Source organism: Nioella sp. (assembly GCF_964229645.1).
GTDB lineage: Bacteria > Pseudomonadota > Alphaproteobacteria > Rhodobacterales > Rhodobacteraceae > Nioella.
This window is the reverse complement of record NZ_CAXREX010000029.1, coordinates 22,063-32,816: the sequence shown is the minus strand read 5'-3', so window position 1 is coordinate 32,816 and position 10,754 is coordinate 22,063. Positions and strand designations below refer to the sequence as shown.

At 63.5% G+C, this 10,754-nt stretch carries 11 protein-coding genes; 4 read left to right on the top strand and 7 right to left on the bottom strand.

The genetic code is table 11. The features are described 5' to 3' along the window. Positions 1–28: 28 nt before the first annotated feature. The 3 genes from ACEQXV_RS02115 to ACEQXV_RS02105 all read right to left on the bottom strand — a co-directional run bounded on the left by ACEQXV_RS02115 (position 29) and on the right by ACEQXV_RS02105 (position 1,679). On the bottom strand, positions 29–349 hold the full coding sequence (locus tag ACEQXV_RS02115) for an antibiotic biosynthesis monooxygenase (protein WP_370251107.1): 321 nt from the start codon (positions 347–349) through the stop codon (positions 29–31). A 204-nt stretch (positions 350–553) separates the two neighbouring features. Continuing rightward, positions 554–1,036: a hypothetical protein gene (locus ACEQXV_RS02110; protein ID WP_370251106.1), complete on the bottom strand. Its 483-nt coding sequence runs from the start codon at positions 1,034–1,036 to the stop codon at positions 554–556. A 160-nt stretch (positions 1,037–1,196) separates the two neighbouring features. Next, positions 1,197–1,679, bottom strand: a complete 483-nt coding sequence (locus tag ACEQXV_RS02105) for a tRNA (cytidine(34)-2'-O)-methyltransferase (protein WP_370251105.1) — start codon at positions 1,677–1,679, stop codon at positions 1,197–1,199. 185 nt (positions 1,680–1,864) lie between these two features. On the opposite strand from ACEQXV_RS02105, the gene ACEQXV_RS02100 reads away from it, so the two are divergent. Further along, complete coding sequence (locus ACEQXV_RS02100) at positions 1,865–2,344, top strand: HugZ family protein (RefSeq protein WP_370251104.1); 480 nt, start codon at positions 1,865–1,867, stop codon at positions 2,342–2,344. A gap of 75 nt (positions 2,345–2,419) precedes the next feature. Further along, the gene (locus tag ACEQXV_RS02095; protein ID WP_370267661.1) at positions 2,420–2,938 is read left to right on the top strand and encodes a hypothetical protein; all 519 of its coding nucleotides are present in this window, start codon (positions 2,420–2,422) and stop codon (positions 2,936–2,938) included. Positions 2,939–2,957: 19 nt separating this feature from the next. On the opposite strand, the gene ACEQXV_RS02090 is transcribed toward ACEQXV_RS02095, so the two are convergent. The 3 genes from ACEQXV_RS02090 to ACEQXV_RS02080 all read right to left on the bottom strand — a co-directional run bounded on the left by ACEQXV_RS02090 (position 2,958) and on the right by ACEQXV_RS02080 (position 7,677). Then, complete coding sequence (locus tag ACEQXV_RS02090; RefSeq protein WP_370267659.1) at positions 2,958–5,255, bottom strand: glycosyl hydrolase family 28-related protein; 2,298 nt, start codon at positions 5,253–5,255, stop codon at positions 2,958–2,960. Between the two features lie 185 nt (positions 5,256–5,440). Next, positions 5,441–5,854 (bottom strand): DUF4864 domain-containing protein, encoded by a 414-nt coding sequence (locus tag ACEQXV_RS02085; protein WP_370267658.1) that lies wholly within the window; start codon positions 5,852–5,854, stop codon positions 5,441–5,443. A 176-nt stretch (positions 5,855–6,030) separates the two neighbouring features. Next, complete coding sequence (locus ACEQXV_RS02080) at positions 6,031–7,677, bottom strand: lysine--tRNA ligase (RefSeq protein ID WP_370267657.1); 1,647 nt, start codon at positions 7,675–7,677, stop codon at positions 6,031–6,033. A 169-nt stretch (positions 7,678–7,846) separates the two neighbouring features. On the opposite strand from ACEQXV_RS02080, the gene ACEQXV_RS02075 reads away from it, so the two are divergent. Next, positions 7,847–8,218: a tellurite resistance TerB family protein gene (locus ACEQXV_RS02075; RefSeq protein ID WP_370267665.1), complete on the top strand. Its 372-nt coding sequence runs from the start codon at positions 7,847–7,849 to the stop codon at positions 8,216–8,218. A gap of 231 nt (positions 8,219–8,449) precedes the next feature. Next, positions 8,450–9,562, top strand: coding sequence for a serine/threonine protein kinase (locus ACEQXV_RS02070; protein ID WP_370251098.1), 1,113 nt, complete (start codon positions 8,450–8,452; stop codon positions 9,560–9,562). A 124-nt stretch (positions 9,563–9,686) separates the two neighbouring features. On the opposite strand, the gene ACEQXV_RS02065 is transcribed toward ACEQXV_RS02070, so the two are convergent. Further along, entirely contained in the window at positions 9,687–10,721 is a 1,035-nt protein-coding gene (locus ACEQXV_RS02065) for a DMT family transporter (protein ID WP_370251097.1), read from the bottom strand. Between the last annotated feature and the right edge of the window lie 33 nt (positions 10,722–10,754).

The window sequence follows — 10,754 nt, the reverse complement described above, 5'->3', positions numbered from 1 at the left end:
TCCTCGCCCAGCGCGTCGCCCCCCTCGCTCAATTGAAGCTCTCCGCCACGTCATACATCACCGGCTCGAAGCTCTTGCACAGTTCGTTGATGGCGCGGTTGCGCTTGCGCATCTCGTCGCTGCGCAGCATCGCCTGGAAATCCTCGCGCCGCTGCCACTGGGAATAGTTCGCCACGCGGGTCTGGGCGTCATTCACATGCAGCCCCGCCGCGATAAAGCCCGGCTGGTTCGAGATGAACTCCGAATAGGCTGACGTCAGCGCATCCAGCAGGTCCTGGCAGGTTCCGGGCGTCGTCTCGAAAGTGGTGATGACGGTCTGCAGGGCAGCGCCCTTCTTGATGGTCGGCATGGAACGATCCTCCTGGTTGCGGGGCAAGCGTAGCAAGCCCATTCCGCCCCGCAAAGGCCACATCCGCCTTGACCCGGATCAAGCCCAAGCAAAAGGGGCCGTGGCGCATGGTCCACGGCCCCTCGGGGCAGAGCTACCCCCCAGGGTAGACAGCTTTGTCCTAGCCCCCGCTCAAGGCGCGGTGAAGGACGAATGATGCTGTTTTCATGGCACGGCCTCCACGGGCTGCGACAAGGCATCGTGCAGGTCGGTAAAACTGCGATTTCCCGGCGGCAGGTCCAGCCCGCGCAACCGGATTTCCGCTTCGATCACGCCCAGGTAATCGGCCCCGATCAGCGTGTTCACCGTGCCCGTTGCAACGCCGTATTGCGCGTCATAGGCCGCTAGCAGCGCCGCGTCGTCCAGGGCGGCAAAGGCCGCGATCTGTGCCGTGCGCCATGCCTCGTCGAAATGGGGATACAGCAAAGGACGGGCACGATAGACCGCCACGACCTCCGGCACGGGGCCTGCGGGGGCCACGGTCTCGACCACCTGCTCGGGCGCAGGCCCGCGCAAGGTCAGGTCGGACCCGAAAAGGGAATAGACTGCAAGGGCAAGGCCGAAAACACCCACGGCCAGAATCACCCAGTCAATGGCCGCTGCGCCGCTTTCGCGCGCAGCGAACCGGTCGGAACGCTTGGATACCATTTACTCAAACCCGTTCTAGGCTCGTTACTACGGCCCTCAGGGCTAGCAACGGCTTTGGGCATGGGGTGGGAGGCTTTGTGGTGCTTTCGCGCAGGCCCGGGCAGGCACGGGGCAGCATGGTGACCCACGTGTCAAACTGGTTACCGAAAGGTTAACGACATCACCCGGTGAACTGGCCGCGCAAGGCCTGGTAGATGACCGCCGTCGCCGCATTGGCGAGGTTGAGCGAGCGGATATGCGGGCTGCGCATCGGCAGGTGAAAGATCCGGTCTTCCATGCCGTGCAGGATCTCGGGTTGCAGCCCCTTGGTTTCCCGTCCGAAAACAAGATAGGCGTCCGGCGGATAGTCCGGGTCGTAGACGCTGCCTGCCCCATCATCCTCGAAGAAGAAGAGTTGCTCGCGCGCCGGGGCGCGAGCCTCAAGGAAGGCCTGCCAGCTGTCGTATTCGCTCAGACGCACATGCTGCCAGTAATCCAGCCCCGCGCGGCGAACGGCCTTCTCGTCGATGGAAAAGCCGTAGGGCCGGATCAGGATCAGCTCCAGGTCCAGGGCCACGCAGGTCCGTCCGATGGTTCCGGTATTGCCGGGAATCTCGGGCGTCACCAGGACGATCTTCATGCGTGTGTCGGGTCGGTCGGTCACGGCAGGTTGGCGTTCCTTGCAATGGGACAGCCCCCTTCAAGCAGATCAGCGCCCGCTTGGCCATGCCCTGAAAAGGGTTGCCGGGCCTGCAAAACGCCCCGCCCAAACCCCGCAACCCGTCTGAATCGCCAAGTTTCTTTGCCCTCTTGGGGATGGTATTTCCGATCAAAGGAGGAGCTTTGGGCATGTCCAGGCCGAATCGAATGCTGCGCGAGACCAATGACGAGGCACGTGCCGTTGGTCAGGATCTGCTGCGTCAGGCCCGTTTCGGCGCCCTTGGCGTGATCTGTCCCGACAGTGGCGGCCCGATGGTGTCCCGGGTTTCGGTCTGCACCGATGCCGAGGGGCAGCCCATCATCCTCGTTTCCGAACTGTCGCTGCACACGCGGGCGCTCAATGACAATCCGACCTGCTCCCTGCTTGTGGGCGAACCGGGGTCTCGCGGCGACCCGCTGATCCACCCGCGCCTGACCCTGCAATGCCAGGCAGAGGAAGCCGACAAGGACGGGATCAAGACGATCTACCTGTCCCGCCACCCCAAGGCCGCGCTCTACTTCGATTTCACGGATTTCGTCATTCGCCGCCTGCGCGTGACCTCGGCCCATCTCAATGGCGGCTTCGGCAAGGCCAGTTTCCTGACCCCCGGCGACCTGGCACTTGCCTGAAAACGCGGGCTTTCTTGCCAGAATTCCGGAAAGGGTGCATCTTAAGGGTTAACGCTGCCATCGAAAGCGACCCCCATGCCCGATCCCGTGATCGACCCCGACCTGCCCGGCATCTGGATCATCCCCGGCGAAGCCTTCACCTACGAAATCGACGACGAGGGCAACTATCACGTCGCCGCGCCGCCGCAGCCGTTGACGGTAGGGAAAGACGGACAGGGCATGGTTTGGGGCACGGTCCGGCTGGAACGGATCGGAGGCACCGAGGCGGCGCCCATTGGCGCCTGGCGGGCCGTGGACACTGGGGATGAAGGGCTCTTCCAGGCCGATGGCAACGTCCTGCAACGCGGGTCGGACGGCACCCGCACGACCGGCATATGGGTGCTGGACGCGGCGGCCTCGACCCTGTGGACACGGGAATATCGCGGCCAGTTGGAAACCGATGGCGCGCGGGTGCAATTCCACCTCGCTGCGGATGGATCCGTCACCTATGGCTACACCGTCGATGCCGGGGCCTGGATCCTGCTCGACGCGACAAGCTGGGAAAAGCTGGTGGAATATCACCGGGCGCCCGGCCCCGAAGGGGCGGCCCGCTAGGGCCACCCCGCCGCTTGCCTCAGATCGAGTCGCAGCGCGCGGTCAGCTGCACCGTGCCATGCACCGGCTGCGACCAGTTCAGCCGGATCGACCCGCGCCCGACCCCGTGGCGCGTGGTGGCATAGGGCATGGTGTAAATGGCCACGTTCGCAACGGAACGCACCGCCCCCTCGGGCAGAACCGATACCGCCGTGCGCGCTTCGCCCTCGAAAGGCAGCCAGTCGCGCAGGTCCACTTCCCACACGTCCAGATCGGTGTTCTCGGTCACTTTCACCGTCACCGGGTTCTGCGAGTTCTTGGTGATCCCGTGATAGACATTGCCCGTCATCAGGAAATTGGCGGTGCGGCTGCCATCGAGCGGCGCGATCGAGTCGTCCACGTCATCGACCGAGTCCAGCGCCCCGCCGTTGAGATGACGGAAGACGTTGTCGCAGATCGACAGACCGTTGATGTAGTGGCCCACGCCATAAGGTCGGATCAGGATGAAGTTCGACCAGCTGGCAATCCCGTTGGCGGTGAAGATATTGCCGTTGATGGTCAGCCCGCCGAAGGAAAACTCCCCCGACAACTCGGGCGCGGCGTCATGTTCGTTGCCCCACTCGATATAGCTGTTGTCGATGTAATTGCCGATGATCGTGGACTTGACGTTGGTATTGGTCAGCACGATCCCTGCGCTGATCTGGCCGTCAGGCTCGTTGTCGCCCTGGAACCAGTGGTTGCCGGTGATCAGGTTTCCATTGCCGCCGAACACCCCGAAATGGCGGAACTTCACCGCCCGGTTGTCGCGGATCTTCACATCGTTGGAATTGGTGTTGAACCCGATCGTGGTGCGGTCCTGCACGCGCAGGACCTGTTCGTTGGACAGGAACTGGCAGCGGTCGATCAGCAGTCCCGCACAGCCCGTGTCGCAGGACGTGATGCCGCGATCCTTCGGCCCGGTGAAGAAGCAGTCCTTCACGTGGAAGATCAGCCCGTCACGCGGCAGCATGATCGCGCTGCCGACGCCCGCGCAGAGAAACTCCACCCCCTCGATCGAGAAACGTTGCAGGTTCTCGAAGCCCGCGAAATCGAGGATGTATTTGAACCGGGTGAAGGTGTAGCTCTGGCTCGAAGGCGGCACCGACAGCTCGGCCGACAGGAAGACGCGGTTCTGCGCCGCGTTCACGTCACGCACATACACCTCGCGCCCCACGCCCTGCGCTGCCGTTACCAGCGACCCGATGGGGATCGTGCCCGCATTGGTCACGTTGTCCAGCCGCGCGGGGTTCGCCGCCGACCAGGTGGCCGTGGCGGTATGCACCTCGTCATCCCAGTTGGGGCCCGCCAAGCAACTGAACTGCCCGTTGCGGATGACCCGGCGGTTGGCATAGCTCACCTTGTTGCCCACGGCCGCGGCCATGTCGATCGGCCCGTCCAGCAGGACCCGCCGCCCCATCATGTCGAAACTGTCATGATCGCCGTGGTTCAGCATCGCCTGGAAGGCTTTCTTGAACCCCTGCACCTCGTCTCCGCCGAAGGCATCTGCATAGGATGGCAGGTCGAAATTCTCGCTCAGAACCAGGCGCACGTGATCGGCCATGGACAGTTGCCCATGGAAGCGGACGGGCGACTGCATGGTCAGGTTGGACCCGATCAGGAAGGTGCCCTCGCCCACCAGCACCTCGCGTCCGGCAGCGGCGGCATCCGCAGCCTCGAAGGCCGCCGTGTCATCGGTGACGCCATCGCCCATGGCACCGAAATCCTTCACGTCGACCCAGTCCATCAGCTTGCGGTGGAAGACATGGGTGATGTCCTCGACCTTGATGGACTCGATGCGCACGCTGCCCCCGTTCGGCCCGGTCACGTCCAGCCCCACATGCCCATAGGCCGCCTGCTCGCCCCAGGCCATGTCGACGCCGCCCCGGTCCCCCAGCCCGATGATCGCCGACACGGTCGTCACCTCGCCATAGGCCGCGGGCGTCACGGAAGGCCCGACCTCGACCACGCCGGGCACATGGCTGCCATTGGCCTGCGCCGCCCAGGCCGCGATGCGGAAGGACGGGATCAGCCCCGCCACCGCCTTTACCCGCGCCGTGACCCGCAGGTAGAGCCCCGGCAGAACCGGCGTCTGGCCCATGTAGCGGATCTGTGTCGTGGTCGCGGCTTTCAGGATTTCCAGGCAATCGCCGAAATCCTGGTCGGCGGTCACCAGCGCCGCGTTGCCGGCAGAGGCCCAGGTGTCGCTGCCCGGCGTCCCGTCCTGCTGCGACCAGACCCCCAGCCCATCGGAAAAGGCGGGAGGCATCAGGTTCAGCCCGTCGGTGATCACTTGGTTCATGTCAAACCCCTTTTGTTGCCGCGCAAGGGGCCCGCCCCAACGCGTCACGCCCCGCTGGTCCGCTGAGGTCCAGGGGGTGTCTCGATTGTCATACATGTCAGGAAGTCCCGGATGCCCCGCGAAGGGTCCGGTCAGGGGGAAGGATTACCCAAGCATCGTTAAAACGGGGTTAATCGTCGAAGGCGTTACGCGCCGAGGCTCTGCCCGCGCAGGATGGTCACGCCCGCGATGCGCCAATTCCCGTCGATCTCGACCATCTCGTAGTCGAGGATATGCAACCGCCCCGTCGAATCGACGATCTGCACCTGTTGCACCGGACGCCCGCCCTCGTCGCGCAGCGACAGGAAGCTGACCTCGCCTGGGGTCCAGACCATCGGGTAGCCCTGTTCGACCATCGCCCCGAAATAGAGCGGGCTTCCAAAGAGCTGCTGAATCGTCGGGCTGGCATAGGTCCAGGCGGTAAAGACGTTGCGGGTGGCGAAGGCGTCCATCTGGTTCTGGATCACCTGCTGGATCGCGGGATTGTCCGGCAGACGCTCCTGCGCGGTGGCCGCAAGGGGCAGCAGGAGCAGCACGAGGGCAAAGATCAGTCGCGGCATCGGGGCCTCCGTCTGGCTGGCGTGTCCTGCTCGAAAAGATAGCGCCGTGCCCGGACCGGTCAAATCGGGGGCAGAAACGCGAAAACCGGCGCGGGGTCGCACCGGTTTTCGTATGCACGCCCGGTGTACGGGGGGTGCACAGGGGGTGTACGGGGGGCACCCCCCTGTTTTGGGGCTCAGCCCGCCAGCTTTCCGTCCAGCGCATCGCGGATCAGCTGCCTGCTTTCCTCGATGCCGTAAAGCGCGATGAAGCCGCCGAAGCGCGGTCCCTGAGAGGCCCCGAGGCAGACCTCGTAAAGCGCCTTGAACCAGTCGCGCAGAGGCTCGAACCCATGGGTCTTGCCGATGGCAAACACGATGGATTGCAGGAACTCGTCATCGTTCCAGTTGACCTCGGGCAGCGGATCGTCGCGACCGGCTTCGGCGTTCTTTCTGGCAATGACATCAAGGGCTTTGTCGGCATCGCCAAGGCAGGCCAGCAGCTCTTCCATAGCCGCGCGTTCCTTGTCGTCGGCCAGCCGGAAGGCCCGCGTGGGCTTCACGAAATCATTGTAGTAGCGGATCGCGAAACCGGCCGCCTGATCGAGATCGGGATTGCCCTCGGGGCTCGCCTCCGGCGCATAGCGCTGGATGAAACCCCAGAGCTTTTCCTTTTCTTCCGCACCCGACACGCTGGCCAGGTTCAGAAGCATCGCGAACGGCACCACCATCGTGCTGACCGGCACGTCACCGTTGTGAATGTGATAGACAGGGTTTGCCAGTTTTTGTTCAGCGTTTTGAGCATGATAGGCATTGAGCTGTTGGTGATACTCATCCACGGCCTTGGGGATGACGTCGAAGTAGAGCCGCTTGGCCGTCTTGGGCTTGAGGAACATGAAATAGCTCAGCGATTCCGTCGACGCATAGGTCAGCCATTCGTCGATCGAGATGCCATTGCCCGAGGATTTCGAGATCTTCTGCCCCTGGTCATCGAGGAACAGCTCGTAGGTGAAATGCTCCGGCGCGGGTTCGCCCAGGATGCGGCAGATCGCGTCGTAGATCGGCGTGTTGGTGGAATGGTCCTTGCCATACATCTCGAAATCGACGCCAAGCGCGGCCCAACGGGCGCCGAAGTCGGGCTTCCACTGCAGCTTCACGTTGCCGCCCGTCACAGGCAACGTCCATTCCTTGCCGTCCTCGTCGTCGAAGGTCACGGTGCCGTTCACCGCATCGACATTCTTCATCGGCACGTAGAGAACGCGGCCGGTTTCGGGGTGGATCGGCAGGAAGATCGAATAGGTCTGGCGACGCTCCTCGCGCAAGCTTTTCAACATCACCTTCATCAGCGCGTCATAGCGTTCCGCCGCGCGCAGCAGGATCTCGTCGAAATGACCTGCCTTGTAGAACTCGGTGGCCGAGTAGAATTCATACTCGAAGCCGAAAGTGTCGAGGAACCGGCGCAGCATCGCATTGTTGTGGTGGCCGAAGCTTTCATGGGTGCCGAACGGGTCGGGCACCGTGGTCAGCGGCTTTTGCAGGTGCTCTTTCAGCATCTCCTGGTTGGGCACGTTGCCCGGCACCTTGCGCATCCCGTCCATGTCGTCCGAGAAGCAGATCAGCCGCGTGGGAATATCCGAGATCACCTCGAAGGCGTGGCGGATCATCGTGGTGCGCAGCACTTCGCCGAAGGTCCCGATATGGGGCAGGCCCGAGGGGCCGTAGCCTGTTTCGAACAGGACATGCCCCTTGGCGGGCGGTTCCTTTTCGTAACGTTTGAGCACCCGGCGGGCTTCTTCGAAGGGCCAGGCTTTCGAGCTCATTGCGGCGTCACGTAGGTCAGACATGTCCTCGGTCCATTTGGGTCGGATAAGACGCGGCCCCGTGCCGCGCGTGCGAAAGCCCCTATTGCTCCTCGCGGGCGGGGTCAATAAATTCCCGGTGAAAACACCAGTGAAAGGCTTCCAAGTGACCGAACAGCCCTCTCTTTCCCCGCAGGATGCCCTTGTCGCGCTCATGGTAGCCGTCTCCGCCTCGGACGAGGCGATCCGCACCTCGGAGCTGGTGACGATCGAGCGCATCGTGAACCACCTGCCGGTTTTTGCCGAGTTCGACATCGACCGGCTGTCGACCGTCTCACAGATCGTGTTCGACCTGTTCGAAGAGGAAGACGGGCTCGACGCGCTCTTTGGTCTGATCCTCGATGCCCTGCCCGAGCGGCTGTTCGAAACCGGCTATGCTCTGGCCTGCGACGTGGCTGCCGCCGACGGGCTGCTGCGCCAGACCGAACTGCAGATGCTCCAGGAAATCCGCTACCAGTTCAACATCGACCGGCTGCATGCCGCAGCGATCGAACGCGGGGCCCGCGCGCGCCATATGGTCGTTTGACCAACCGGACCGGAAGCGGGCGCCGCTGAACCTGCCAGGGGCAAGGCCGCATAAGCCATTAAGACCAGAATATCTTCCGACACCTCATGCGCGGTGTTGGCAGCAAATCCCGTGTTTTAAAGTGATTGAGTGCTGTTCGCTCCCGTGCCGCTGCCTGTCGCAAGTGGATGGACGTTGGCCAGCCGAATGCTCTAATCCTGCACATCAGCGATAAGATGCAGGGACAAAGAGATGCAAAAGACCGTCGTCAACAGCTGGAACGAATGGGACCCGCTGAGGCATGTCATCGTCGGCCGGGCCGACAACTGCCACATTCCACCGGAAGAACCGGCGCTGGACGCCAAGGTGCCCGAAGACAGCGACATGCGCGGTCAGTGGGGGCGGCGGCCGCAGGAAACCATCGACCGGGCCAACGAGCTGCTGGACAAGTTCGCGGCCCAACTGGAAGCACGCGGCATTCGCGTGGACCGGCCCACTCCGATTGATCACGCCCTGCCGGTCACGACGCCCGACTTCCACACCGACAGCCAGTTCGGCTGCATGCCGCCGCGTGACGTGCTGCTGACCGTGGGTTCGGAAATTCTCGAAGCGACGATGTCTTACCGCTGCCGGTGGTTCGAGTATCTCAACTACCGCCCGCTCATGCAGCAGTACTGGGAGGAGGATCCGAACTTCCGGCACGAAGCCGCCCCGAAACCGCGGCTGACCGATGCGGATTACCACCCCGATTACCTGTCGGAAAAGATCGGGGTCGAGAAGCGGCTGCAATGGGCCGCCGAGAAGTTCTTCGTAACCACGGAAGAAGAGCCGCTTTTCGATGCGGCCGATGTGCTGCGCTTCGGGCGTGACCTTGTCGTCCAGCACGGGTTCACCACCAACCTCAAGGGGATCGAGTGGTTGCGCCGTCACTACCCCGATCACCGTGTGCACGCCGTCAACTTCCCCGGCGATCCCTACCCGATCCACATCGACGCAACCTTTACCCCGTTGCGGCCCGGCCTGATCCTGAACAACCCGCAGCGCCGCCTGCCGGAAGAGCAGCGCAAGATGTTCCATGACAACGGCTGGGAAATCGTCGATGCCGCGCAACCCGCGCATAACGCGCCGCCGCCGCTGTGCTATTCCTCGGTCTGGCTGTCGATGAACGTGCTGGTGCTCGACCCCAAGACCGTCTGTGTCGAGAAGTCGGAAGTCTACCAGGCCGAGCAGATGGACAAGCTGGGGATGGAAGTGGTCGAGGTCGACCTGCGCGATGCCTATGCCTTCGGTGGCGGGCTGCACTGTTCGACGGCCGATGTCTATCGCGAAGGAACCTGCGAAGATTACTTCCCCCATCTCGCCTGATCCGGGCGGGGTTGCAGAAAAGATCATCAAGCGGGCGTCCCGAGCCGTTCGGGGCGCCCGTTTTCGATGCTGTTACAGCGGGTAGAGGCGCGTCAGCCCGGACCTTGCCCCACGGGTGCACGGATCAGTCCGGGTCCACGTCCCGTGCGACCGTCATCGGGGCCACTGGGTTGCCCGGCGCGACCGAGGCTTCCGCCACCGGGTGCGGGCTCAGCGTTGCACGGCTGCTGCGCAATTCGCGGTATCCCAGGTAGAGCCCCGAGCCGATGATCAGCATCATGCCCGCCAGCGTGGCAGGCCCGGGCATCTCGTCCCACATCAGGTAGGCCATGATCGACGCCATCGGCAGGTAGGCATAGTCGAACGGGGCGACGAGGCTGGCCGAGGTGATCTGATAGGCGCGCGTCAGGGCCATGTAGCCCGCGATACCGATCATCCCCATGATCCCGAGGCGCAGGATCTCGCCCCCGCGCGGCAGGACCCAGTCGAATTGCAGGTGGTGAAACTCTGCCGGAACCGAGAGGAGAAGGTTGGTTCCAAGACCGAATGGAATGATCAGCAGGCCGGAAAAGACCAGCGTGTAAAGGGCGGTGGTCAGCGTGGTTTCCCGGTCCCCGATGCGGCGGGCAAGGATCTGGGCAATAGCGTAGAAAAGCGCGCACATGAGCGGAAGAACCGCGACCCAGCTAAAGGTATCGCCGCCGGGGTTCATCGCGATCAGAACGCCGGCGAACCCGACAACAAGCGCGCCGATCCTGTGCGGGCCGATGCTTTCGCCAAGCCAGAGCGCCGCCAGCAGCGCGATCATCAGCGGGGCCGAGAAGAAGATTGTCGAGACCTCTGCCAGCCCCATGAAAGGGAAGGCCCCGTAGAACATGGCAAAGCCCGAGGACAAGAGCGCCGCGCGCAAAAGGTGCAGCCGCCAGAGCGGCGTCAGCAGGCGATGCGGGCGCCCAAACCACAGGATGAGCGGCACCAGCAGCACAATGGCTGCCACGCCCCGCGTCAGGATCAGTTGCCACACGGTGTAGTCCTGCAGAAGCGACTTCATCATGCCGTCCTGCACGACGAAGAAGGCCATACCGCCCACGGCACAGGCGATGCCTTCCATCGCGCGGGGCGTTTGGGCACCCAGGCTGTGCGGCGTGGTTTCGGCCACGGTCGGTCCTATTCGTGTCTGGGGGGCACCGAG